The sequence below is a fragment of the Chlorobaculum sp. 24CR genome, from assembly GCF_004118635.1.
Classification (GTDB): Bacteria; Bacteroidota; Chlorobiia; order Chlorobiales; family Chlorobiaceae; genus Chlorobaculum.
Window position 1 is genome coordinate 1 of record NZ_SDGU01000014.1, and the last position, 25,262, is coordinate 25,262.

General features: G+C 54.3%; 23 protein-coding genes and 1 pseudogene. 9 read left to right on the forward strand and 15 right to left on the reverse strand.

The genetic code is table 11. The annotated features are described in order from the left end of the window. A partial coding sequence (locus tag EST62_RS03235; RefSeq protein WP_209019402.1) for a hypothetical protein occupies window positions 1–436 on the forward strand: 436 nt, incomplete at its 5' end. Here EST62_RS03235 and EST62_RS03240 read toward each other — a convergent pair. Continuing rightward, the gene (locus EST62_RS03240) at window positions 405–2,387 is read right to left on the reverse strand and encodes a DUF2075 domain-containing protein (protein ID WP_129050678.1); all 1,983 of its coding nucleotides are present in this window, start codon (window positions 2,385–2,387) and stop codon (window positions 405–407) included. The two genes, EST62_RS03235 and EST62_RS03240, sit on opposite strands and share 32 nt — an antisense overlap. An 80-nt stretch (window positions 2,388–2,467) precedes the next feature. Here EST62_RS03240 and EST62_RS03245 point away from each other — a divergent pair, with 80 nt between their 5' ends. The 4 genes and pseudogenes from EST62_RS03245 to EST62_RS03260 all read left to right on the forward strand — a co-directional run. Beyond that, window positions 2,468–2,716 carry a type II restriction endonuclease gene (locus EST62_RS03245; protein ID WP_256372350.1) on the forward strand — a complete coding sequence of 83 codons (249 nt, stop codon included), beginning with the start codon at window positions 2,468–2,470 and terminating at the stop codon, window positions 2,714–2,716. Further along, the gene (locus EST62_RS03250) at window positions 2,706–3,929 is read left to right on the forward strand and encodes a hypothetical protein (RefSeq protein WP_129050680.1); all 1,224 of its coding nucleotides are present in this window, start codon (window positions 2,706–2,708) and stop codon (window positions 3,927–3,929) included. The genes EST62_RS03245 and EST62_RS03250 overlap by 11 nt, the downstream gene beginning before the upstream one ends. 855 nt (window positions 3,930–4,784) lie before the next feature. After that, a complete protein-coding gene (locus tag EST62_RS03255; protein ID WP_129050681.1) occupies window positions 4,785–5,342 on the forward strand; it encodes an AAA family ATPase in 558 nt (185 codons plus the stop codon). A 98-nt stretch (window positions 5,343–5,440) separates the two neighbouring features. Then, window positions 5,441–5,698: pseudogene (locus EST62_RS03260) on the forward strand (nucleotidyltransferase family protein); the annotation flags it as partial. Between the two features lie 127 nt (window positions 5,699–5,825). Here the strand turns inward: EST62_RS03260 and EST62_RS03265 are convergent. Further along, window positions 5,826–7,601 carry an ATP-dependent endonuclease gene (locus EST62_RS03265; protein ID WP_129050683.1) on the reverse strand — a complete coding sequence of 592 codons (1,776 nt, stop codon included), beginning with the start codon at window positions 7,599–7,601 and terminating at the stop codon, window positions 5,826–5,828. Window positions 7,602–7,700: 99 nt separating this feature from the next. Further along, window positions 7,701–7,931: a hypothetical protein gene (locus EST62_RS03270; protein WP_129050684.1), complete on the reverse strand. Its 231-nt coding sequence runs from the start codon at window positions 7,929–7,931 to the stop codon at window positions 7,701–7,703. Window positions 7,932–8,513: 582 nt separating this feature from the next. Here EST62_RS03270 and EST62_RS03275 point away from each other — a divergent pair. The 4 genes from EST62_RS03275 to EST62_RS03290 are packed head-to-tail and all read left to right on the forward strand — an operon-like array spanning window position 8,514 to window position 12,243. Further along, window positions 8,514–10,016 (forward strand): methylmalonyl-CoA carboxytransferase subunit 5S, encoded by a 1,503-nt coding sequence (locus EST62_RS03275; RefSeq protein ID WP_129050685.1) that lies wholly within the window; start codon window positions 8,514–8,516, stop codon window positions 10,014–10,016. Between the two features lie 16 nt (window positions 10,017–10,032). Beyond that, entirely contained in the window at window positions 10,033–11,592 is a 1,560-nt protein-coding gene (locus EST62_RS03280; RefSeq protein WP_129050686.1) for an acyl-CoA carboxylase subunit beta, read from the forward strand. Between the two features lie 21 nt (window positions 11,593–11,613). Next, window positions 11,614–11,832, forward strand: a complete 219-nt coding sequence (locus EST62_RS13380) for a hypothetical protein (protein ID WP_167599150.1) — start codon at window positions 11,614–11,616, stop codon at window positions 11,830–11,832. Window positions 11,833–11,844: 12 nt separating this feature from the next. After that, complete coding sequence (locus EST62_RS03290) at window positions 11,845–12,243, forward strand: biotin/lipoyl-containing protein (protein WP_129050687.1); 399 nt, start codon at window positions 11,845–11,847, stop codon at window positions 12,241–12,243. 144 nt (window positions 12,244–12,387) lie between these two features. Here EST62_RS03290 and EST62_RS03295 read toward each other — a convergent pair whose 3' ends face one another. The 12 genes from EST62_RS03295 to EST62_RS03350 form a co-directional block, all read right to left on the reverse strand. Next, on the reverse strand, window positions 12,388–13,419 hold the full coding sequence (locus EST62_RS03295; RefSeq protein ID WP_129050688.1) for a TIR domain-containing protein: 1,032 nt from the start codon (window positions 13,417–13,419) through the stop codon (window positions 12,388–12,390). A gap of 478 nt (window positions 13,420–13,897) precedes the next feature. Then, window positions 13,898–15,097 (reverse strand): geranylgeranyl reductase family protein, encoded by a 1,200-nt coding sequence (locus tag EST62_RS03300; protein WP_129050689.1) that lies wholly within the window; start codon window positions 15,095–15,097, stop codon window positions 13,898–13,900. Window positions 15,098–15,313: 216 nt separating this feature from the next. Then, window positions 15,314–15,733 (reverse strand): hypothetical protein, encoded by a 420-nt coding sequence (locus EST62_RS03305; RefSeq protein WP_129050690.1) that lies wholly within the window; start codon window positions 15,731–15,733, stop codon window positions 15,314–15,316. 1 nt (window position 15,734) lies between these two features. Continuing rightward, on the reverse strand, window positions 15,735–16,886 hold the full coding sequence (locus tag EST62_RS03310; protein WP_129050691.1) for a radical SAM/SPASM domain-containing protein: 1,152 nt from the start codon (window positions 16,884–16,886) through the stop codon (window positions 15,735–15,737). Next, on the reverse strand, window positions 16,883–17,941 hold the full coding sequence (locus EST62_RS03315; protein WP_129050692.1) for a radical SAM/SPASM domain-containing protein: 1,059 nt from the start codon (window positions 17,939–17,941) through the stop codon (window positions 16,883–16,885). Before EST62_RS03315 ends, EST62_RS03310 begins: the two co-directional genes overlap by 4 nt. Before the next feature lie 281 nt (window positions 17,942–18,222). Further along, the gene (locus tag EST62_RS03320; protein ID WP_129050693.1) at window positions 18,223–18,849 is read right to left on the reverse strand and encodes a PolC-type DNA polymerase III; all 627 of its coding nucleotides are present in this window, start codon (window positions 18,847–18,849) and stop codon (window positions 18,223–18,225) included. Between the two features lie 348 nt (window positions 18,850–19,197). Beyond that, complete coding sequence (locus tag EST62_RS03325; protein ID WP_129050694.1) at window positions 19,198–19,836, reverse strand: HAD family hydrolase; 639 nt, start codon at window positions 19,834–19,836, stop codon at window positions 19,198–19,200. 35 nt (window positions 19,837–19,871) lie between these two features. Next, window positions 19,872–20,753 carry a cation diffusion facilitator family transporter gene (locus EST62_RS03330; RefSeq protein WP_129050695.1) on the reverse strand — a complete coding sequence of 294 codons (882 nt, stop codon included), beginning with the start codon at window positions 20,751–20,753 and terminating at the stop codon, window positions 19,872–19,874. A 122-nt stretch (window positions 20,754–20,875) separates the two neighbouring features. Further along, complete coding sequence (locus tag EST62_RS03335) at window positions 20,876–21,703, reverse strand: cytochrome c3 family protein (RefSeq protein WP_129050696.1); 828 nt, start codon at window positions 21,701–21,703, stop codon at window positions 20,876–20,878. Window positions 21,704–21,707: 4 nt separating this feature from the next. Continuing rightward, window positions 21,708–22,295, reverse strand: coding sequence for a hypothetical protein (locus EST62_RS03340; protein ID WP_129050697.1), 588 nt, complete (start codon window positions 22,293–22,295; stop codon window positions 21,708–21,710). A 120-nt stretch (window positions 22,296–22,415) separates the two neighbouring features. Beyond that, entirely contained in the window at window positions 22,416–23,891 is a 1,476-nt protein-coding gene (locus EST62_RS03345; RefSeq protein WP_129050698.1) for a cell wall metabolism sensor histidine kinase WalK, read from the reverse strand. Next, window positions 23,888–24,571 carry a response regulator transcription factor gene (locus EST62_RS03350; RefSeq protein ID WP_129050699.1) on the reverse strand — a complete coding sequence of 228 codons (684 nt, stop codon included), beginning with the start codon at window positions 24,569–24,571 and terminating at the stop codon, window positions 23,888–23,890. The genes EST62_RS03345 and EST62_RS03350 overlap by 4 nt, the downstream gene beginning before the upstream one ends. Between the last annotated feature and the right edge of the window lie 691 nt (window positions 24,572–25,262).

The window sequence follows — 25,262 nt, forward strand, 5'->3', positions numbered from 1 at the left end:
AGTCAAGGTCGAGAAATTGAGTATAAAAAGTTGCATTCACAGCAGCTCCAACTCTTCTAAATACCTCGAAGCTCTGCTTCGAGGATCCTTTATTAATCCGGAAGGCCTGGAACTCGATGAAATTCACAACCGACTGGAAAAGAGCTTTGATATGGGGTGCCTTTTCAACGCCGATCAAGCCGGGGTGCCTGAAGTATTTTTATTTAATGACGAGGAATATTCTTTGAACGCTGATGACCACTGCTTTCATGAATACGACTCTGTTGAAGCCATTGATGCTTCCAGAGAGGATATTGATTTGCAATCTCGTTCGATTGGCGAGTTTGTGACCGATGTTGAAAACTTTTCTCGTAAGGGTTGGGCAGTATTTGATCCGTGGGAAAAGTCATTTAGTACTTCGATTTTCAACCGATTTCCCGGACACCCAAACCCTTGAGATATTTATAGGTGTTATCATAAAATTTTGGCATCCTTGTCGGGTCCTCTAGCGTTCCTTCTGGCACAAATATTACCATCCCTTGACGAGCGCGAGTTAGCAAGACCCTGTAGGCATTTTTCTGATATATTTTTCGAGATTCACTTTTAATGTTTTGCCATTTGTTGCCTCGAAAAGAATAATGTTCCCAGCCTTGATTTCCATAACGGAAATCGCCATCCCACGAAACACAGGCCCAATCAAGCTCAAGACCTTGAACGTGAAACTCAGTGGCAACATCTTCCAGATAGTAGGATGATCGAATATCATCCTTGCCGTCAAGAAACCATTTTATGTGATTTATTGGAGAACGCACATCAATGGCATAGGGCTTGAGGCGTTGAGCCTGAGACGATACAACCATGCCGTAACGCTCAGAGCCTCTTGCCTGCTCTTTAAGCCATGCTTTTGCGTGATCAAGGTTTCTTGTGAGAACTATTGGATAACGCTTTTGAAGTTTTTGATAAAGAACTGCAGCTTCATCGATTTCACAGTCAAGTAGCGCTTTGACGAACCTTGAAACAGTTTCTGCTCGAAATGAGCGCATTGAAGTCGCGAGGTGAAGATTATTCTGAAAATGGACGTTCTTTCGCGTTTTGATTGAAGACAGGATTGTGTCAGCTTCATATTCGCTATCAGTCAGTGCAGATGAGATATAAATGTGCCAATCGGCATACATTTCCCTGAGGGCTTCGATCCATGCTCTGATACCGGCTTCTCCAGTGTTGATTTCCTGCCCGCCGCCGACAAGACAGACAATCACTGCCCAGTCATCCCGACGATCCATGCAAGAAATAAGATATTCGGCTTCTGATACCTCAAAGTCAAAAACACCTTTTTTCTGGCTCATGAATAATGCCGTTTGCTCTTTGTTCCATGCGCGTTGTGCCTCGTCAAAAAGAGCCACATGCTCAACCGGTGGGCGTTTGTCGCTCTTTTGGCAATCATCACGAAAGTGGTGGACATTTTGAATAAATGCCTTTACTCGTGCTTGCGCCTCTGCTTTCTTTATTTTTTTCCCACGCTCCAGCCATTCCCGTAGAATAGTATCACGAGCAAGCGCTTCACGAAGAATATCCACGAGTGGTTTGTTGCCAGAAAGAAAGACGCTATACAGTTCGCTTTGTTCATCGCTGTAACGGGTAGCAATGTTCAAGCCAACAAGAGTTTTTCCTGCTCCCGGTACGCCGGTTACAAAACAAATTGCTTTTTCTTTTCGATCTCTTGCTTGATCAATAATTCGAAAAAGCTGTTCTGAGGTTTTCGTAAGGTTAATTGCTCCGGCATCGTTCCTCGATATTTCGGCAACACCATGACCTGCATAAAGTGCTCTGGCAGCCTCAATAATAGTCGGTGTTGGTCGATACGCGGCCTCAGACCAGGCTTGTGGATCAAATGGTATTTCTGGAAAATGCCGTACAATCTCTTTGAGAGTAGTTGTGAAAACGCTTGCATTAGTGCAAACAGGTTCATATAGATCATGAACCCTTCGATGTGGACACAATGCCAAAGGAATCGCGGGGGCCTTTGTTGCAACTAATACAGGGATAACCGTTGCATTGTGGCTGGCTTCGTGAAAATATTTCAGATCGAGTGCATAATCATACGATTGGTCAATATCTGCACTGAGATATTGAGTTGCATCGATCTTGAATTCAATAGCTATAATAATGCCGTTGAGCAGTAAAACTGCATCGATTCGTCGGCCCATACGAGGTATGTTAAATTCGAGATGCAACCAGCCGCGTTGCCCTCTCAAGGCTTGACGAAGCATCGTGATTTCTTTGAACCACGCATTTTTTTGAGTTGGAAGATCGGCAAAGGTACTGTTCAACGCGAGTTCTCCAATAACTTGCTCATCGGGTGTCTGTAGAAAAACGTCTATGCTTGCGCTGTACCATGACCGATTCATAATTCCTGGGTTGAGGGGTTGAGCGCTCAAAAGCGGTTTGTGCTACTCATAAGTGCAGATTCTTTTAACAAATTATAGGCATTTGCTTCACTTTTGGCAAGGATCGCTGGCGGCAGGTGCTTGCGGAGGCACAACGCATTGAGCAAAAACATCTCCTTACCATCGAAGCTTCTATCTCCAGAAACCAGACAGATGAAATGGCGGCTTGGAATGTGCAGCTTGTTTTACCCCGCAGTATTCATGAGACTTACACCTTGCAACAGCAAAACTGGCTCATGAGTATCTCTGAATTCACAAGCCTTGTACTGCAAAAGCAAAGTGAAGTTTGACTTCATCATCGACAGTTATCTAAACCAAACCGCGCTGCTCGACGAAAGCTACGTCATCACCCACCACGCCGACACGGCAAAGGTGGTCGAAGCGATCAAGAAGGGACTTGAGGAGGACGGCATGGGCGACCTGGTGCGGGAGATCAGGTCGAGCGACAGCGCGTTATCATCCGGCCCGCGCACCGTGCACCGCCGCCCGAAATTCGCCCGAACGCAGATTTATCTGCCGCTGGTGCTCCGCGTCGAAGGAACTGACGTGCGACCGCTACGCTACGAAGAGGACATCCTCTCGGCCATCGAGTGGCAACAGATCGACGTCGAGCCGCTTGCCGCCAAAATTCCGGACAACGCCAGCGCCGCCGAACAGCAAATGCAACGCATTCGCCTCGTCGATTCAGGCGGCGAGCGCATCGTCTCCGAAGCGGTCGGCGCATCGCAGGAGCGGCTCGTTTTCGACACAGCCTACGCCGTGCGCATGATTTCGGACATCGTGCCGAACGCCTGGTGGGCAAGCGACATCGTCGGCGATTTGCTTGCGGCGCTGCGGGCGCGGGGATTCAGCGACGCGGCGCTCGGCCAGATTTCGGGTCTCATCGTCGAAGAGCTGCGCAAGTGGCTCGAAGAGGTGCGGACGGACAAAGCCGAAGCAGTGTTCCGCCACGAAGTTGCCGAAGGGCGCATCCAGTTCCGGCTGCGGGCCGACGGGCGCAACTGGCAACTCCCCGACACGGCGGAAACCTTCGAGCCGGAAGGCGCGGATCAGCTCAACGGCACGAACGGCGGCCCGCTCGAAAAGAGCCTCTTCTCCCCCATCTACAAAGGCGACTTTTCAAGCAGGGACGAACGCGACGTCGCCATCTATCTCGACGAGCAGAAAGCGCTCTCCTGGTGGCACCGCAACGTCGCCCGAAGCCACTACGCCGTGCAGGGTTGGCGGCGCGAAAAGGTCTATCCAGACTTCATCTTCGCCATGCAGCAAGCCGAAGGCAAGAGCAAACTCGTCGTGCTCGAAATGAAAGGCAGCCACCTCGCCGGAAACGACGACACCGAGTACAAAAAAGCCGTCCTGAAACTCATGACCACCGCCTTCGCCGAAGAACCCCGCCAGCGCATCGGCGAACTCGAACTCGTCCACCAGAGCGGCCCGACCGTCGAATGCGATCTGGTTTTGTTCCCCGAATGGAAAACGCGATTACCGGAGCTGATGAAGTAAAATTCCAAGGCATAGCGGTTTTCACCCGTCCATAACCTGAAACAGAAGCAACGCTTCGGGTAGTGTCAAGTCAATACCAAACAGTCTGTTGTATTCCCCGTCATTGCGAGCCGCCCGTATCCGAATCGATACCGCACCTGGACCTTGAACATGATTATTCAGACAAAAAAAATCATTCTCGATTGTAGGGACGGGTCTTGTGCCCGTCCTCTTCCTCTGTCTGTTCATGGAAAGCCGCATCGCGGCGCGGCAATCCATACAGAAGCAGCGAAATCAACAAAAGATGGATCGCCACGTCCCGACAAGTCGGGACTCGCGATGACGAATATCCGTCATTTTTTTCTTGACACGCCACTAGGGGGCTACGAACGTCTTGCGCAGAGCGTTCCGAACTTGATCGGGCGCTTGTTACTACGGCCATAGTAACTCGCAAGAATAAGCCTGAGAAAAATCTGTCATTCTGAATGACGCGAAGCGAACTCATGCTTCAGCACCAAAAGCTTTCGGGAAAGAATCCATCTTGTTGCAAAAAAAGAGTTCTGGATTCACACGACAAGCCGGGACAGAATTATCATCAGCGAAAGCCCCTGAACAGCCAGGAAATGGCGCCTTTGGTGGCTGTAGGAATAATCAGCTTTCAGTCCTCCGTTTATGAATGTTTTTTCCCGAAGAATCTGATATTTTTGCAACGATGTCGTTACACACATGCCTTAAACAGTGCTGGAATCAGACCACCTTTCGTGTTTATGAGGAATACCGGAAATAACCCAATTGCACCTTTACGACCTGACAGCCGATCAGAACAAGCACTCTCTGCCACAACCTCGCCACCCTGTTCCCGGTGCTGACCCAACCATGATCGCGACCGAAACGAAAACGGCCCGCCGGTACATCATCACCGGCGGGCCGGGCAGCGGCAAAAGTACGCTCATCGAAGCGCTCGAAACGCGCGGCCACCGCTGCTACCGGGAGGTTTCGCGCGAGCTGATCCGTCGCGAAGCGAGGCGTCCCGGCGGCGTGACGCCCTGGAACGACCTCGAAGCCTTCGCCCGCCTCGCCTTCGCAGAAATGCTCCTTCAGCACGACCACGCCGCCGAGGCTGGCGAACGCTGCTTCTTCGACCGCGCCATCCCCGACATCTTCGGCTACCTCCGGCGCAGCGGCCTCAGCGTCCCCGCCCACTACCTCGAAACCCACGCCCGATGCCGCTACGAGCGCACGGTATTCATCCTCCCGCCGTGGCCCGAAATCTACATCAACGACGCCGAACGCCCGCAAACCCTCGCGGAAGCCGAAGCGCTCCACGACGCCATCCGCACGGCATACGAATCGCTGGGCTACGAGTTGATCGAAGTGCCGAGAATGCCGGTTAATGCGAGATGCGAGTTTGTACTGGGGAGTTTGTGTGGATGAAAGAAGGACGGAATCGAGTGTGCCCGTTGACTTTGACTTCACTTCAGAAGAGCGAGCAAGTCTTTGACCTGGGCTGTCCTTAAAAAAACTTCCTCGATCGTTTCGTGCCGGACGCCGAAATCATCGTGTTCGGCTCCCGGATTCACGGCACGGCCAAACCCTGGTCATACCTCGACCTCGCCATCAAGGCCAAATCAGCGCTCGACTGGAAACTGCTCGCCGAAATCAAAGAAGCATTTCAGGAATCCGAACTGCCTTTCAGAGTCGATATTCTTGTTTGGAACGACATTTCAGCCGCATTCCGAAAAGCGATAGAAAGCAACGGCTACGAGATAATGCCTTGTAATCTGAGGTAGTTGAATCATATTTTATATCTATAACTTATTTCCTTCAACTTCTCGTTCGCTCATCAAAGCACGATCGGATACTACGCTCATCCGCAAGTGTAATGCAGGCGTAAATTAGCCTAGGCTCATAGCTTTGTTATACCAGTGCGCTATACACTGATTTTATTTTTTCCTTCATTTCTTCGCTTAAAGAAAATCCTACTGAGGTTATATGATTCAATGCAACATAAGGCTTACTGCTGCCACCTTGTGGTAGCCCTAACTCTTCTTCAATATCATTGACTAACACAACAGAACGCCCAATTTCACGCATAATTTCTTTTTCAATCTTTTGAGTAGATGTATTTGCTGAAGCAATTGCATCTTGGCCTTTACTTGGCTGATGATCCCGATCATAGACGGCCACATATGGAATCATGAATTTATTTAAAAGCTTTACATAGAGCGGAATATTGTCTTTTGAGCCACAATCAATAAGCGTGTAATCATATCTAAAAACCCCTAGCTCTTTAGCCAGCAAAGGAAATACCGTTTTTTCTGTGGCCCCTTCAACCAGAATAACTTTGCTGGCAAAAAATAATTCCGCCCGATCTGGATTTATCCAATATGACAAATTAAAGTCTTTTTTTGCATCACCTTCAAATAAGTCATCAGTACATTGCTTTATCTTGGTTTCATCAGAACCATTCTCTTTTGCAGCAATGTATATCGACTTGTATTTTTCAACATCAATCAATCCGCTTGAATGGGTACAAAGAATCACTTGGCTGCCGGTTTCAGACAAATGTACAAAAGAATCAAATAGCGACCTTTGTGCCTGCGGATGCAGATATAGCTCGGGCTCTTCAAAAATGAAGTATCTGGAATTTGAAGCTTTTCTCGCCCCGTCATTTTCATCGTTAATATTCACTGCAACAGAAATAGCTCTTTTTGCAACCACCTGTATTAATGCAACTGTTAAAGCTCTCTGTAAGCCATGGCCTTTTCTCTTAATATCCGTCCTTACACCATCATCAACCCACACTTGAGTATTAGCCTTGAAAACGCTTTCGATATCTGGAGAGCTTACTTCAATATCAATTCTTGCGTTCCAAGAGTCTAGCTCTAATGCCAACTCATTTTCAAAATCTTCAAGTTGCTGAGGTCGCTTTTGATTTTCATTGCCATCTTTGTCCTTTTTATTCAGTGTTGCAAATAGCTTTCCAAGATTTTCTTTTGTAGCCTTCCACTCTTCGTTGGTTTCTGACATTAATGCGACAACATCTGCATACATTTTTCCAAAGACGCTTGAATCCCTTGATGTGAAGTCATCGGAGGCCTCCTTGACAGCAGGAATAAAATACACTTCTCCGAATATTCCAGTAGCAACAGATTTAAGACCCAGAAAATTTGTGGTTTCAAGCTCGAAGCTAAAGCTAACGGAATCCTTGTATTTTTCAATATACGCAGTTTGAGCATCAATGATGTTTTGCTTGGTTATTCTACCGCTATCTGGAAGATAGGGATTGAATGGAAGACCGCTGGCAATTTCCCTTTTTGCGTATGCGGCCGCATTAGCTTCTTGCAACCATTCTTCGGTTGGATTTTCAATATAGCCACGATATTCAAAGCTACCGCCTAAGAAAGCCGTTTTTCTAACTACAATTTTCCCTTCAGAAGTTAGATACTTTTTGAAAGTTGTCTTATCGGCATCATCTATACTGCCAAATTGCAGTTCAACAAACAATTCTGTAGTGCCACGATAAAAGTCAAGAGTCTGATGCTTTATCTCACCGAAGAAAAACAATATGGACGACAGTAAGTTCGATTTACCGTGATTATTTTGTCCTATTATCACCATTAAGTCATGTGCTTTGATGACTTGATCCTTTAGGGATCTCCAATTGTTTATGGTAACTTTTTCTATCTTCATGGTTCATCCATATAATCCATAACGTTTAGTCTGCGCGGCACTCCAACAATCGGTGAAACTGGTTGCTGGAGTGCCCCGTTTGAAGTACTTTTGGCCGTTCTACCACTTCTTTGCAAAATTGCTTTTTACGGTGGTGGAGATATAAGAATTTAAACCATGCCCCTGAATTGCCAAGGCTTTCATTCTTTCAACGATCGCTTTACCTGGGCTGACATGGTTATAGAGATAGTTGCGATGAGTTCCTGATTTGAATACTACATGGATTGAATCTTCGCCTAATTCGTAGGAAAGGACATTTGAGTTACCGCCGAGATTCTTGTATGCCGTCATATCAACCTCCTTTTATTTGTGGCCCAACATTGTTTAGGCTGATCTGCCATATTCTGGAAAAGCAAACAGCCTCTTCCTGTATCAAACAACCAAAAATCACAATCACAAACCAGCCTATTGTTCAGCTCATTCGACAATCCGTCTCGGGAGGGGTACTGCATAAGCTCGACGGCGAGGCTTACGCTTTCTATGTACGAAGAATCACGGTATTTATCAAGTCCCGGCCTTCCGGATTTCTGGCTGGCAGGCAGAAAAATAGCAACGCCTCTCTCGTCACCGTTCGCCTGCCTGACGCTGCGGATCGGGTCGCGTCCAGCCTGAAAAACGGCTTTTCTTATGGATTAACAATTATGTCACATAGAATCAGCATATTTTTTCTATATTCGCTCGCCGTAAAAAGTTGATGTTTTGGCGGAATTTTACCACTGCGGTACGCCATGCCGCCAGAAGCTCCGGCATAACAATTGATGAACGCAATGCCTTTTCGATCCTGCCTTACATCCCTCGACTTCCGGTCGGGAACCATTTTCGGTTCGCCGGAGCCATCCCATCCGGAACTCCTAATTCACCTCACAACCATTCATGGAACCAAGAATCATTGATATTACCGAGCTTGCGCTGCGCGACGCCCATCAGAGCCTCATCGCGACGCGGCTCGGCATCGACGACATGACCGGAGCCTGCGCCGACCTCGACGAGGCGGGCTACTGGTCAATCGAGTGCTGGGGCGGGGCGACCTACGACGCCTGCATCCGCTACCTGAACGAAGACCCCTGGGAGCGGCTGCGCACCTTCAAAAAGCTCATGCCGAAAACCCCGCTGCAGATGCTTCTGCGCGGCCAGAACCTGCTTGGCTACCGCCACTACCAGGACGAGGTGGTCGAGCGCTTCTGCCAGAAATCCGCCGAGAACGGCATCGGCGTGTTCCGCATCTTCGACGCCTTGAACGACCGGCGCAACATCGAAACCTCGGTGCGGGCGGTCAAAAACGCGGGCGGCCACGCGCAGGGCACGATTTCATACACGGTCAGCCCGATTCACACCACGGCGCTGTTCGTCGATCAGGCGCGGCGATTGCAGGAGATGGGGGTTGACTCGATCTGCATCAAAGACATGGCGGCGCTCATCAAGCCGCAGGCGGCCTACGAGCTGGTGCGCGGCATCAAGGAGGCGTGCGGCCCGGAACTGCGCGTTCACCTGCACGTCCACGCCACTACCGGCGTCACCCTCGTGAGCCTCATGAAGGCGGTCGAGGCGGGCATCGATTGCGTCGATACCGCCGTCAGCTCGATGAGCCTCGGCCCCGGCCACAACCCGACGGAGAGCTTCATCGAGATGCTCGAAGGCACCGGCTTTGCGACCCGCGTCGATATGGAGCGGGTGCAGCGCGTCAAGCGCCACTTCATGAACGTGCTCGAACGCTACAGCGAGTTCCAGTCGAAAGTGACCGGCGTGGAGACCGAACTCTTCAAGAGCCAGATTCCCGGCGGGATGCTCTCCAACATGGAGAACCAGCTTCGCCAGCAGGGGGCGGGCGACCGGATGCAGGAGGTGCTCGACGAGATTCCGCTCGTGCGCCGCGACACCGGTTACGTGCCGCTCGTTACGCCGAGCAGCCAGATTGTGGGCACCCAGGCGGTGCTGAACGTGCTGATGGGCCGTTACGCCGTCCTGACCGGCGAATTCGCCGATCTCATGCTTGGATATTACGGCAAGGGGCCGGGGGAAAAGAACCCGGAGGTGGTCGAAATGGCGCATCGGCACGCCGGAAAGCAGCCGGTCACCTGCCGTCCCGCCGACCTGCTCCAGCCCGAATGGCAGAAGCTGCGCTCCGAAGCGCTCGCGCTCGAAGGGTGCAACGGCTCCGACGAGGATGTGCTGACCTATACCATGTTTCCGCAGGTCGCGCCCAAATTTTTCGCCACCCGCCACGAAGGGCCGCGCAACCTTGGCCGCGACCCGCTCACCGGCGTCTCCGAAACCCAGCCCGCGGAGGGGCACCAGGGCGCCATTACCGGCCCCATCACCTATGCCGTGACCCTGAGCGGACGGCAGCACAAGGTGACGGTGGCCCCATATCAGTAATTATAATAATCGAGTGATGCAGGAACATATCAAGAGCATTGAAGAAAAAATAGAGGAACTGAACCGGAAGCGGGAGAAGATTCAGCTCGGCGGCGGCCAAGAGCGCATCGACAAGCAACATGCAGGCGGAAGCCTGACGGCTCGCGAGAGGATCGCCGTGCTGCTCGATCAGGACAGCTTCCTGGAAAGTGGCCTCTTTGCCGAGCACCGCTGCACCAACTTCGGAATGCAGGGCAAGCCCATGCCCGCCGATGGCGTGGTGACGGGCGCGGGCAGCGTGGATGGTCGCCTGGTGCATCTGGCGTGTCAGGATTTCACCGTCGGCGGCGGCTCGGCGGGCGAGGTGCACTGCCGGAAAATCGTGCAGATGATGCAGGCTTCGCTGAAAACCGGCTCGCCCTTCATTGTCGTCAACGACTCCGGCGGCGCGCGCATCCAGGAGGGGATCGAAAGCCTCTCCGGCTACGGGCAGGTTTTCTATAACAACGTCATGCTGTCGGGCGTGGTGCCGCAGATTTCGCTGATCTGCGGCCCGTGCGCGGGCGGAGCGGCCTACAGCCCGGCCTTGACGGACTTCATCATCCAGACCAGATCGGCCTGCATGTTCATCACCGGTCCCTCGGTCATCAAGGCCGTCACCGGCGAAGAGGTGACTGCCGAAGAAATTGGCGGCCCGTCGGCGCAGATGAACATCTCCGGCGTGGTGCACTTCGTAGCCGAGGATGACCGAGACGCGATGGCTATCTGCCGCCGCCTGCTCTCCTTTTTGCCGTCGAACAACCTCGAAGACCCGCCGAAGTGGGACGCCGAGGAGGTGATCCTGCCGGACAAGTATCTGAACTCGATCATCCCGGTTGACTCTCGCCAGAGCTACGATGTGCGCGACGTCGTCGCACGGCTTGTGGATCGGGCGGACTTCATGGAGGTGCAGGAGCACTTCGCCCGGAACATCGTGATCGGCTTCGCCCGCATTCAGGGGCGCTCGGTGGGCATCGTGGCCAACCAGCCCTCGGTGATGGCGGGCGTGCTCGACATCGACGCCTCCGACAAAGCGGCGCGGTTCATCCGATTCTGCAACGCCTTCAACATTCCGCTCGTGACGCTCGTTGACGTGCCCGGCTTTCTGCCGGGCGTGGAGCAGGAGTATGGCGGCATCATCCGCCACGGCGCGAAAATGCTCTTCGCCTACTCGGCGGCCACCGTGCCGAAAATCACCGTGGTGATGCGCAAGGCGTATGGCGGCGCGTACCTGGCCATGTGCAGCAAGGATCTCGACGCCGACCGCGTGATCTCCTGGCCCACCGCCGAGATTGCGGTGATGGGCGCCGAAGGGGCGGTCGATGTGATTTTCCGCAACGAAATTCGCAAGGCGGACGATCCGAAGGCCAAGCGGCAGGAGCTGATCGCGGAGTACAAGGAGTCATTCTCCACCCCCTACGCCGCAGCTTCCGCCATGAAGGTCGATGACGTGATCGAACCCGCCGAAACGCGGCGCTACCTGGCCATGTCGCTCGACATTCTGCACTCAAAACGGGAGTTCAGGCCGCAGAAAAAGCACGGTCTGATTCCCCTCTGAACCTGAAACGAACCTGAAAACATGAACGAACAGGAAATAAAAGAGACAGTACGCGAGCGCGAACATCAGGAGATCACGCCGGAGCTGCTCATGATTATGTCGGTCTCGATAGCGGCCTACCTCGGCAAGAACGTACGCATCCGGCGCGCCCGGTTCATCAGCGAACATGGGCCGAGTTCGTGGTCGCAAATGGGCAGGGTTTCGATCCAGTCCTCCCACACTTTCAGCATAAAACAATAAGGAACCAAAGTCGTGCAGTTAAGTCTGACTATAGATGGGAAAAAATATGTGGTGGATGTCGAGGTGATCGAAGGCGAGGAGGCGCGTATGCCCGCCTCGTTCCCGCAGCCGGTCTCCACGATCCAGTCCCGGAACCCTGAGCCGCCGCCCGCCGCCCGGCCCCAACCGGCCAAGCCGATGGCGGACAATCTGCCGGATGAAAAGGTGTGCCGCAGCCCGATAGCCGGTATCGTGAACCGAGTCAACGTGCAGGTAGGCCAGAAGTTACAGGTCAACGACCTGCTCGTGGTGCTCGAAGCGATGAAGATGGAAACCAACATCACCGCCCACACCGCCGGAACGGTCAAAGCCATCATGGCCACCCCCGGCGAAGCCGTAAAAAGCGGCCAGGCGCTGATAGAGTTCGAGTAGAGATGAAGCAAAGCCCCGGCGCAAATGGAGTGCCGGGGCTGAAAGAGTGGCTGGTGAGTCGGGAGGCAGTGTATCTTGGGCAATGTTGGCATGGATAGCGTGATGTTATGATTCTCAAGCCATATGTTCGTGTGCATGGCATTGTTAGCCGTTCATGTTTCTTTCAAACGTTTCCATCAGCATTTCCGGTAGCCTACGGTAAAGAAAATGCATCTCTTTGCTTCCACCAGTCATTTCTCGCATTATTGGATGCTCGAAGGAAAAATCCATAACTCGCCTGAATTGATCAAGTGCCTCTTGCTTTTCCTCCAGAGCACGACGTGAACGAAGGATGTTGATGGTTTCAATACCGGCATCGTAAATCCACGGAATTTGACCTTTTAGGAGTCCCAACGCTATTTGAGCTCCAACATATCCATTGGTTTTTGACAATGACATGTGCATCAACTCGTCAAGCATTATCGGATGGAACTTTCGAATCCGACGAAAACTCATAGGGTCATCAAGCCTTTCTGTACGGTCAAGTAGCGCTCTAAGAAGATTACCAATTTCTTCAAGATTGGAACCTAATGATCCGTCAGGGTTCCTTATCAATTTCTGATTGATTCGAGAAAGGTCCAAAATCTCTTCTAGTATTTCCTGAGCTTTAGGTGACTGAAGTTCAGTAGCGCCTTCGTTATCGTCTCCGGATGTCTCAGTATCGCGCAAATTATTTAGTTCGTCTTCAAGTGTTGGATACCAAACGTCAAATGCTTTGCTCAAACGTTCAGATGTCAATCCGTCTTTTTCGCATGCTTTGTTCAGGGTTGTAACAAGTTTCTTTAGGTCCTCTTTCTCGAAAATCGTTGATTGGAATTGAAGGATGGGACCATCCACCTCTGATCTCTTAATGTTGAACAAAAAAGGGCTGACGAATGCCTTGTCCATGGTTTTTGATAAAGCCCCCGCCTCGAATGTGAGCCATGGAGCATTAATGTTCTCCCGTGTTACGCATAGGATACCAAAAGTAGAGTCTGACAATTCCTTCGCAATATCCGTGCTCCATCTGGCACCTTTGTCGATATCCTCAGAGGAAACGTAAGGAACTATTTCCTGAATGACGGACGGCAACCAATCACGAAATACCAGCGCGACTTTGTGGCTTCTTGTTCCTGACCAACTTAAGAATACCTTCATAATTTATCTCCTTGGCTAACAGTGATTATATGGTTTCCGTATAAGACCCTACGGATATTTATACAACAACAATCAACAACCTTTATTTTTAGAATTTAGCATCTAACCCATCTTTTATACGTGGCCTTACTCGGATCGGCCTAAGAATCCTCTTCTCATAGCCCATCGACGGGGCCGCATACCCCTTGAAGGGCCTTGACTGAGAGTGCGAGTGTAAAAAGCGTGTTTTTGACATTAGCATACCTCAACAATTCCTGTGCTGTACAAATGCCACCGAAAGCCCGCATGTCCGGCGTGAACATAGCGATAAAATAATATCGCAAAATGAGCTAATACACAAACCTAACTCTCACGTTACTGCCAATATGATCGGCATAATATATCCGTTCCGACAGGGTGTCGTGAATCTGGATTGCCGCGTCGCTGCGCTTCTCGCAATGACTGACAAATAAACGAGTTACCATTCCATTCTTCCCCTTCAATAAAACGGATTCAGCAATTTGAACAGGTCTCGGCGTTTTCGGTTGTGCGCGACGACGTCGGCGAGGAGGTCGGCTCTGTGCTGTTTTCTGGCGGTGTAGCGCATGAAGGTGTCCACGAACCAGGCGTTGTTCATGAAATGCTGAAAAACGTAGCCGGGGAAATAGACGCGGGTCGAAAATTCGCCTCTCCAAAGCTGCTCGTAGCGGCTCAGCGCCGCTGATTCGTCGTTGCGCTCAAGCGCGTGGGCGACCGCTTCGGCGGCGTAGCGACCGGTTTTCAGGGCGTAGTAGATACCTTCGCCGGTGATCGGGTCGATGAAGCTTCCGGCGTCGCCCGCGAGCAGCACGTTGCCACGGCCACGCCGTCCCGCGAAGGAGCCGAAGGGCAGCGGCCAGCTTTTGAGCGTCCCCGGCTCCATGACGGCGTTCTTCAGCCTCGCCGCCGCGAAAGCGTTTTCCTTGACGAAGCTCTCGAACAAGCGCTTCGTGCTTCGCTGATCAGTGAAGCGAGGCAACAGAAACACCCCGACGTTGGCGCGACGCTCACCGGCGGGAAATATCCAGCCATAGCCCGGAAGCATCGCTTGGTCGTAACACAGTTCGATTGAATCGCTCAGCCCCTCGACCCCCGAAAACCAGGCCCGCATTGCGAAGCCCTGCTGGCGCTTGTCGCGATTCCACAGATCGAGCTGTTTGGCTATCGGCGAATAGGCCCCGTCGGCGGCAATGATCACGCCGCCGGAAAACTCTCCTGCGGAGGTGCGGACGCCACGCGCCCGGTCGCCCTCCATGACGAGGCCGGTGACTTCGGTGTTGTCGAGAAAGGTGATCGAGGCGTGCTCCTTGACGCGAGTGACGAGACATTCGTCAAGATCGGTTCTCGCAATGACGTAAGAGCCGCCTTGCAGCGCGCCGTTCTGCAAAATCCGGCCCTGCACCACCGCGCCGCCGGGAGAGACGAAGGTCGCGCCAGTGAAGGCGTTCAGGCTGCCGGGCCGCTGGCGGAGCAGCTCCAGTACGCCCATCTCTTCGAGCAGCTCGGTCGAAGCGGCGGTCACGCCGTCACCGCAAATCTTCTCTCTCGGAAAGCGCGCCTTGTCGAAAAGCAAGACGCGATACCCCTTCCGGGAAAGAGAGAGCGCCGCCGAACATCCCGCCGGCCCGGCTCCCGAAATCACTGCATCGTAGCGCTGCATAGCATCAAAACATTGTGAAGAATTCAGGTTTCGGCTCGCCGGAATCGGTGAGGCTGTCAAAATACGCAATACGCGCAGATTCGTCCACAATGTAAAAAAGCAAAAGGGCTGCTTTGTACGGCAACCCTTTTGCTTTTTTTGTCAATCATTTTCGGAACAGCTTCATCTGCAAAATCAGGAATCATGACAAAATTTCGCTGACGGACCAGCAGCGTCTCACCTCATGACCGACCTGACCATGCCGACATAGTCGGTGGCGGCATCGATATCTTTGATGGCCATGGTCCTTGCGACCTCGCCAATAACCTCCTTGAACTGCTCCTTGCTCACCAGCACCACCTCATCGCCAACATGGATATGAGGGGTTTGAATGCCGCCTGCAATGCCTTCGACAATCTTGAACGGAATGCGCTGCGCCCCTTCGGTGAGTTTTTTCAGCCGGTCGGCTTTGAAAATCACATCGAGGCGCGGCCTGATATAGCCGGCAAAATGAATATCGATCAGTTTGCCAAGGTCCGAGTCGGGCAAGGTCACTTTTACCGCCGATTTCTGAAGCATCTCCTTGAATGTGTTAAACTCATCGGCGGAACCTTCAAAAGTGATTTCGCCCTTCCACTTGATGTTCGCGTTAGCCATTTCAGCCTCCTTCGTTTACGTTTTGATTGTAGTCTGCCGGAACATGGGCTTTTTTACTGAGGTACCCATAAATGTGGTCGCTGAAAAGCTGGTTTTCGGACTGAACCAGCCGTTCAAAAACATGACGCGCGCTCCTGATGATCGACTGCTCCATCGCACAGAAAACCGGAGCCGGAATATCGGCTCGGCCCGACATGAAGTAGTTGGTGCAACCGCACCAGTTCATGCAATAGTTCGTCAGACTGCATGTGGCGCACTCTTCGTGGTGATTGCCGCGCACACCGCGCATGGCGCACTGGCGCGTTCCGTCAAGTCCGCTGTGAACATTGCCAAGCAGAAATGGCGAATGCTCATCATCCCCGATAAAGCGCTCACAGGGATAGATATTGCCCCCGGGAGCGATGCCCCACTCGCCGTCACCCATTGCGCAGAAATCGGACTCGGAATAGCCGCCTTTCAGGAACAAAATGATTTTCGCATCGAAAAGATTGACGGCGATCTCCTGACCGTTCTGGTACGCTTCGATGTACCGGTCAGCGGCTCGCCGGAAAATATCCGGCATTTCGGCATACAGCGATTCGGGCCAATCGGCCTTGATATCGGGATTGAAATGGATGATGTCAAGACCGGATTCAATGAAAAAATTTAGAATTTCAGGAAGCTCGGCAATGGTATCCGGCCCATAGACCGCGTTCACCTGAACAGTCGGCAAGCGCTTTCTGGCCATGGCAAGATTGTGCATGACCGTAGCAAAACTTCCCTCTCCGTTCTGGAATTTTCTCGTCCGGTCGTGAAGAGCCGGTGGCCCGTCGAGACTGAAACAGAGATGCAGATTGTTTTCAGCCGCGAAATCGATCACGGCATCATCGACCAGCGTGCCGTTGGTCGTCATACTGATTTCCGCCTGCGCGCCAAGCTCTTCGGCTTTTCTGCGAATGTACGCCGTTATCTCTTTGACCAGATCGAAACGCAGCAACGGCTCCCCTCCGAAGAGACAAAAACCGGTTGTTTTTCCGGGCGGAGTTCTCTCCAGACCGAAATCAACGCTTTTCATCGCCGTCAACAGCGTCATGTCAGGTTTCGCCGATACACCGGCATAACAGTAATGGCACGCCAGATTACAGCGATGCGTCAAGCTCAGGGTGACTTTCATCGGTTCATTTTGATGAATGGATCAAGACCGTTGTCCACGCCACAACTCTGCGCGGCAGCGGCCTTGCAGCCGCCACGGCACAGGTGCAGGAATTCATCCGGACAATCGATGCACTCGACAGGCAACACCGATCTGAAATCCTGCGCATACGGATGGTGATACATTTCACGGAAACTGTCGCGCTTGATATTGCCCAGAATTTTCGGCGAATGCTCGCAAATACGAACATTGCCGCATGGATCGATGACAAATGCCGAATGGCTTCCGGCAAGAGGGCAAAAGCCGAAATGGACATGCTTGTAGCGCCTGATATCCACAACGCATGGCTCGATGACGACATCGGCCCGAACACGAAAACCGTACTGCTCCGAAACCGCATCGAGAGCCTCCAGATTGCTGGCGATCATCGATGGAGTGACAAAAAGCCCCTTGTCTGCCGAAAGGTTCGCTCCGCCCATATTGACCCGCTTGTAGAGCAGCTCGCTCGCGCCCGACATCATGGCCATCAACGCCGTGGCATGAAGCTCTTGCCAATTGAAAGCCGTGGCGACAAAGACTGCCGAAAAGGGAATTCCGGTGGCGTGTATATCGAGAAAAGCTTCGACAACGGCGTCCCATGCGCCTGGATGGCCGACTATCCTGTCGTGAATTTCCCGGCGGGTGCTCAGAAGAGGAAGTTCATACGTTACGCCCTTGCTGGTCGATTCGATGAATTCAGGCGTCAGGAGGGTGCCGTTGGTGAGCAGCAGAAGATCGATATTGCGGGATTGTATGAACTCGATGATCTCAGGCAAATCCTTGCGCAACAACGGCTCTCCACCGCTCAAGGCAATTCTTTCAACCGGTGTTTCGGCTTGCAGTTTGATGATGACCTCCCTGAGTTCATCGAGCGTCATCTCATCATCGCTGCCGGAATGATAAAGAGCACCGGGCGCCCTCCAGACATTGTAGCAGTAGAGGCACTCGTTATTGCAGCGCCTTGTCAACTCAAAAACAAACGTCGAGGGAAGTAAGCCGGAATCCTTTACCGACCCGTCAGAGATGCTGATACCCATAGCACCATCAGTGTTGGCGTTGGAGAAAACGGAGAGAACTGACAACGGCTAAAACCAACTGCCGAAGCCTGAGGAGAACTCGAAAACTATCAACTGCTTCTGCAAAAATGCCACGAAATAGCGGCGATACCTTGCAAGACCGAGGGAAGTGCTTGAAAAAGAGCGGTATCACAAAGCGTAATCATACCGTTCTTTTTCTCTCTGAAGTTAACAATTAAAATACGCAAACAAAACATCAAATAGACAATCCCGACCTCCGGAAGCTTATGCTGGCCGTTCGTTCACTGCCCGCCGAGAGCGCTGAGGTAGCGGTGTGTATATATCTTGTCGATTTTCGAGAGTTCGGTGAGCTGGTCGAAAAAGATCGCCGGAACGCCGTAGCGCTCGCGGATGCGCTCGATCATCGACAGCCACAGATGCGCCGTCATCTCGGCGTCGGCCAGCGCGCGGTGAAAGCGCCCGGTCTGCGCAATTCCGGCGTGGGCGATGAGCGTCTGCAACTTGTGGTTGGGAGAGTCCTGATAAATCCGCCGCGACACCAACAGCGAGCAGCAGCAGTCGCCCTGGTAAGCCCGGCTGGCCCGCTTCAGCTCGGCGTCCAGAAAACGCCGGTCGAACGAAGCGTTGTGCGCCACGATGTTGCGGCCCGCGAGAAAATCCGCAAACTCGGCCATCACCGTTTCACACGGCGGCTCTGCTTTCAACATTTCGTTGGTGATGCCGGTGTAGCTCTCGATGAACTTGCTGATGCGAAAACCGGGATTCATCAGGCGCTGGAATCGATCCGCGACCACCCCGTTTTCGAGCAGCACGGCGCCAATCTCGATAGCCCGGTCGCCATACTGCGGCGACAGACCCGTCGTCTCGAAATCGAGCACCACCACGTTACCCGCCAACACTCGCTGCATTCAATCACTTTTTTTAACGTTACGCCAACGAAGGAAACACCTACACAACTTGCCGTTTAATACTCCGGCAACAATAAATGCTCTTTGACTTTCGGTGTTGGGAATCCCCCCTGCCCCCCTTTGCTAAAGGGGGTGACTTCAATGCTGATCCCCCGCTTTGCTGAAGAGGGTGAGTTCAATGTTGACCCTCCCCCCTTTAACAAAGGGGGGATTAAGGGGGGATTCTACTAACGCTTTATTTTATCGATAAACCGTAGACTAAAGTCCGGGGCAATTGTCATGAGTTTTTATCGCCGCAGTAATAACGACAAATACAATAAAAAACGCAACGCTTTGGTCAGAGAGCGGTCACAGACAACCCGTGATTCCGGAAAACGAGTCGATGATAAATGTGGGATTGGCCCCGCGCAGCTCCGCCGCCGAATGGTTGCCGTAGGTGACGGCGCAGGTATCGGCGCGCGCACGCTGGCCCATCTCGATGTCGAACACCGTGTCGCCCACAACCAGGCACTGCTCCGCCGGAACCGCGAGCCGTTCGAGCGCGAGCAGCACCATGTCGGGCGCGGGTTTTCCCTGCGCCACATCCTGCGCTCCGGCGATGCAGGAGAAGTGGTCGAGAATGCCGAGATGCCGGGTCATGGAGAGCAGCCCCTGACGGCTCTTGCTGGAGGCGATGGCCAGGAGGTGCTCCCGCCGCAACAGCTCCAGCGTTTCGCTCACCCCCGGAAACAGGCGCGTCGAGTCGAAGGCGATCTCGTGGTAATAGTTCCGGTACCGCTCGACCGCCGCTTCGGCATCTCCGGCATCGAGGCCGAGACCAAGCTCGATGGTGCGCTGCAACGGCAGTCCAATCCCGCGCCGGACGACCGAGCAGTCGATCTCCGGCAACCCGAAATCCCGCGCCACCAACCGCATCGCCTCCATGATGCTCAGCTCGCTGTCGGCCAGCGTGCCGTCGAAATCAAAAACGATCAATTGATACTTCATCCTTCAATCATCTTCACGATTCGTAATGCTCTTCCTCACACCGTTTTGCGCGGTTCAAGGTGCGTCGTCACGCGGCAATTCGGCACCACCGTTTGCAGATGCGCTTCGATGCGCTCGCACCAGTCGTGACCGACCTGAACGCTCCAGCTCGCCGGAACGAGCACATCGAGCGTGATGAACGCCACATTGCCGCCCAGCCGCGTTTTCAGATTTTTGCAACTCACCTCCTGGCCGCACACCTCGCGCAAGGCGGCGTTGATGGAGGCGATCTGGTCGGCAGAGAGCGCGGCATCCATCATCCCGTCCGCGGTGCGTTTCAGGAGCTGCCAGCCGGTAAAGAGAATGTTGAACGCCACGACAAGCGCGATGAGCGGGTCGATCCACCAGAGGCCGGTAAGCCACACCAGCGCGACGCCGCCAATCACGCCGACCGAGGTCCAGACGTCGGTCATGAGGTGGCGGGCGTCGGCCTCCAGCGTAATGGAATGTTCCCGCTCGCCGACCTTCAGCAGCGTGCGGGCGGTAAGGTAGTTCACCGCCCCGGCAACGGCGGAGACGGCGAGCGCCGGGCCGACCTCGTGCAGCGCCTGCGGATTGAAGAGCCGCTCGACCGCGCTGAAGCCGATGCCAAGCGCGGCGACGAGAATCAGCAACCCCTCGAAACCGCTCGAAAAGTACTCCGCCTTTCCGTGACCGAAGGCGTGCGACTCGTCGGCCGGACGCTCGGCGAGCGTCAGCATCGCCAGCGCCATCATCGCCCCGGCCAGATTGACGAACGACTCCAGCGCGTCGGAGAGCAACCCCACCGATCCGGTCAACCGCCACGCCGCCATTTTCAGCACAATGGTGACCACGGCGGCCGTGATCGACAGCCACACAAAACGAGTGAGCGAATGGTTACGAGGTTGATCGGACATCGTGACGATTTACCGGTTTGAAGCGCCCGAAGGTTCGCGCATGGAACAAGATACGGCCCGAATGACTTATAACCAGCGCATCGGATTCCGACAGCGAAAAAACGCCGGTTTTCGAGAATAGCTCAATCGCCATACGTTCCTCGACGGTGGCATTTCGCGCAGTTCCGGTAGTTCCGGATTCCCTCCCCAAGATGCTCGCGGGCGATGTTGGCCGGAGTATGTTCGTGACAACCGTAACAGGTGTAGCTTTTGTAGTTTGCCGGATCGTTGTGGCAGGTCGCGCAACTCGCCCGGTGGTCGCGGTCGAGCCGGAAGTAGCGGCCGTGGTTGAAGCTGGCCGGTTTCCAGGCTTTGGCGACGTGGCAGGTCCCGCAGTTCGTCCCCGCGCTTGCGTGAAGTCCGCCCATGGGCAGGTCGCGCTTGTGGCACTCGATGCAGCGCCGGGCGGCAGCCAGCTTCTTGTGATCGAAGCTCGCGGGCCGCCATCCGCCGGTCGCGTGGCACTCGCCGCAGCTCCGGCTCGCGAGCTTGTGCAGCTTGTCCTGCGGCTTCTGGGTGTCGTGGCAGGTGTTGCAGTTGGCTCGAACCGCCGCACCGAGACGGTCGTGTTTGAACGCACGAAGCGCTTTTGCTGCCTCACGCCCTTTGTGGTCGGTGTGGCATTCGAGACAGCCGTTCGCGGGCAGCCCCCGGTGGAAAAGCGCCTTGCCCGCCTTTTTCGGCAGGGCCGTTCCATCGACCCTCCTGACGCCGATCTGGCCGGGCTTGTGGCAGCTCGCGCACTGCATGGCGAGCGCGCCTTTGAACGGCTTGTGGCAGGAGAGGCACTCCTTTTCGATTTTCGCATGACCCTGCATCAGGCCTCCGGGATTGAGCAGGCGATCCGGAAATGCCAGCGCGAGGCCGATGAGCACGGCGAGAAATGCGGCGATGATGGCAAGCGGTTTCATGTATTCACATCCAGTTTGCCCGGCTCGAGAAAACAAGGATCGAAGCGACGTGCGCCAGCGTCAGCACGGCAAGGAACACGACGAGCGGCATGTGCATCGTTCGCCACCGGTCGAGCGCCTTCACCGTCACCGAATTCCAGAACAGTTCCCGGTCGAGCGCGTCGTCCGGTGGAGCGTCGATGCCGAGTTGCTGCTTTTTCAGCTTCGCCTCGCTCCTGAATTGGCGCACGAGATGCTGGCCGACATGGCCGCTTGCCGTCACGATCATCATGAGCGCCGTGGCGGCCCAGGGCAGCAGCGCGTTGAAATGGATCCCGGAGTGCACCAGTATCAGAAGCGTCGCAATCCATCCCGCGTTGCAGTGAAGCTGGAGAAAGCGCTTGACCGGCCCTTTCGGGATGATCTTTTTTTTGCGCGCCGAATAGATGAAAGAGAGGAGAAAAAAGAGGGTTCCGGCAACGCCGAGGTACCGGCCAGCCAGTTCGAGCCTGAACTGGTGCAGCAGGGAGTCGAGCGCCATCGCGGCGGCAATGAGAAGCAGGTATGAAACCGTCAGCGGGAATGCTTTGCGTATCAGGAGTGATTGCCACATGGTTTTGCCGGGTAACTGTTTTCATGATTTTCCAGTGGAAAAGTTATCCCCGGCTTCCTTAAACCGTCCTGAAAGCAGGCTTAAAAGTGACTGAAAACGCATCCCTCGGCTTCCGCTTTTTCACGACGGGAACGTCAGCTCGAAAGTGCTTCCCTGGCCCGGTTCGCTCGTGACCGAGACAGCGATGGACTGGAGGTCGGCCAGTTTTTTGACGATTGACAGGCCAAGCCCGCTGCCTCCTGTGCCCGCGCTCCGCGACTCGTCCACGCGGTAGAAGCGGTCGAAAATTGCCGGGAGTTGCTCCGCCGGAATGCCGATGCCGTGATCCTCGATGGCGCAGACCACTGCACCGTCCCGACGCAAAATCCGGATTTCGACCGGCGAGCCTTCGGGCGAATACTTGATGGCGTTGGAGAGCAGGTTGCCGAGCATGATCTCCAGCAGCGCGGGATCGGCAGCGACCGTGCCAGGGCGGCTGTCGTGCAGCGTAACCGCGATGCCTTTTGCCGCGCCGACGGGCTGCAAGCGCTCCATAACGGCGTTGACGGGCCGGGCAAGATCGACCTCGGTGATAGCGAGCGTGCCGCTCTCCTTGTCGTAACGGGCCAGCATCAGGAGCTGGTCGATCAGGCGCGCCATGCGGTTCAGCTCCGTAAGGCAGGTGCGGACGCGGCTCTCGTAATGCTCGACCTCGCGCGGCTTGCGTACCAGCACTTCGAGCGTGCCCTTGACCGCCGCGAGCGGTGTTTTCAGCTCGTGGGCCGCGTCGGCGGTGAACTGCTTTTCGCGCCCGAACGCCTGTTGCAGCCGGTCGAGCAGCGCGTTCACCGTCACCGACATCCGGTACAACTCGTCGCGGTTCCGGGGCAGGGCGATGCGCTGGTCGAGGTTCGACTGGGTGATTGTTTCAGCCGTGGCGATCACCTCGTCAATCGGCCTGATGCTCTGCCCGGCAATCAGCCGCGTCACCACGAAGAGCAGAATGATGATGACAGGAAACGAAACGAGGATGATGGTGGACAGGTCGCGCAGCACCAGCATCGCGCCCCGGAGCGGCACGGCCACGACCAGGTAGCCGTTGATCTTGTCGTCGCGGCCCAGCAGCGGAAGCTGGAGCTGGCGCACCGTCGCGCCGCCGACTGTGCTGTTCCGCATGACGGCCTCGCGACTGCCCCGCTCGACGCCGAGCGAGTTCTCGAACAGGCTCGCCGATTTCCTGACGATCCGCCCCTCGGCGTCCGAAAGCTGCACGAACTCGACGTCGAGGTCACGGTGACGACCATGGTGATGCCGTCGTCCCCGGTCGTCGTCGTGATCGACCACATCATCGTCAACATGAGCGTCGCCACGAACAAAACCGCCGAAATCATCGATACGGATATGCGCTTCGCCGAGCGTTTCGACAGCCTCTTTCAGAAGCTCTTCGTCGAGGTGCCGGTAAACGACGCTGTCAACGGTGAAGATGATGGCGGCAAAGACAATCGCGATCAGAAGCGCCGTCGCCCCGGTGTAGTAGAGGGCGATCCTGTTGCGGATGCTCATCGAGGAGAAGAGCTTCGGACGGCCACGCTGGGCGGGCGCGGGGGAGTTGGTCATGCGCCCTCCACGTCCGCTTCGCGGATGATGTAGCCCACGCCACGGATAGTCTGGATCAGGTTCCGGCACCCGGCGGCGTCGAGTTTTTTCCGGAGAAAATTGATATAGACGTCAATCACCGAGGTGTCGGAATCGAAGTGCATGTCCCACACATGCTCGATGATGCGGCTGCGGGTGCACACCTTGCCCTTGTTGCGAAGCAGGAATTCAAGCAGCGCGAACTCCTTCGGGGTGAGGGCGAGTCCGGTCGAGCCATACCGCGCCTCGTGGGTCGCCGGATCGACCGACAGCCGCCCGGCGGCGAGCGGGCCTCCTTCGCTGCCCCGCCGCCGCAACTGCACCCGGATGCGGGCCAGCAGCTCCTCGAAATCGAAGGGCTTGCGGATGTAGTCATTGGCCCCCGCATCGAGTCCGAACACCACGTCTTCGATGGTGTCCTTCGCCGTCAGAAAGATGACCGGCGCTTCGTTGCCCTCCTTGCGCAGCCTCCGGCACACCTCGATACCGCTGATGCCGGGAATCATCCAGTCAACGAGGAAGAGGTCGTAGTCGTTGGACATGGCGAGGTCGAGACCCGTGCGGCCGTCGCTGGCGACATCGACCGCGAAGTACTCCTCCTCCAGCCCCTCCTTGAGGAAGCCCGCGATTCCCGGTTCATCTTCGATAATGAGGATTCTCATGCCGCGATTGGGTTAAAAAACTTATTGCTTGCTCCATCCCGAAAGCTTTCAGGACGGGGTTTATCAATAACGCAAAATAAATCAAGGCATTAGCTAAATCCCCCCTTGATCCCCCCTTTAGCAAAGGGGGGGGAGGGAAATTGAAATCCACCACTTTGGCAAAGAGGAGGCAAAATTGAAATCACACCCCTTTGGCAAAGAGGAACGCACAAATTGAAATCACCCCCCCCCTTTTGCAAAGGGGGGCAGGGGGGATTCCAAACACCGAAAATCGAAGAGCATTTATTGTTGCCAAAGAAATAACGAAGATTCGTCGTCGCGAATCCCGACAGGTCGGGACGTGGCGATCCACCTCTTGGAATATCCGTTGACTCCGTCCGATGGATTGCCGCGTCGCGATGCTGCTTTCCATGAACATGTGCTGTATTGCTGATTGCCATTGACCAGGCATTGCCGGTTTTGATCAGGAGGGCATCCCGACAAGTCGGGACTTGCCCCTGCAATTGAGCATGACAGATTTTGCCCAAAAGAATCATGATAAAGGATCCTCGAAGCAGAGCTTCGAGGTATTTAGAAGAGTTGGAGCTGCTGTGAAGAGTCTGTAAGATAAAGTGTGTAAACGGTCATAGTTTCCTATCATGTAACAAGGAGCAAAACTATGACCAGAAAGAAAGACAAGACCCCGGACATT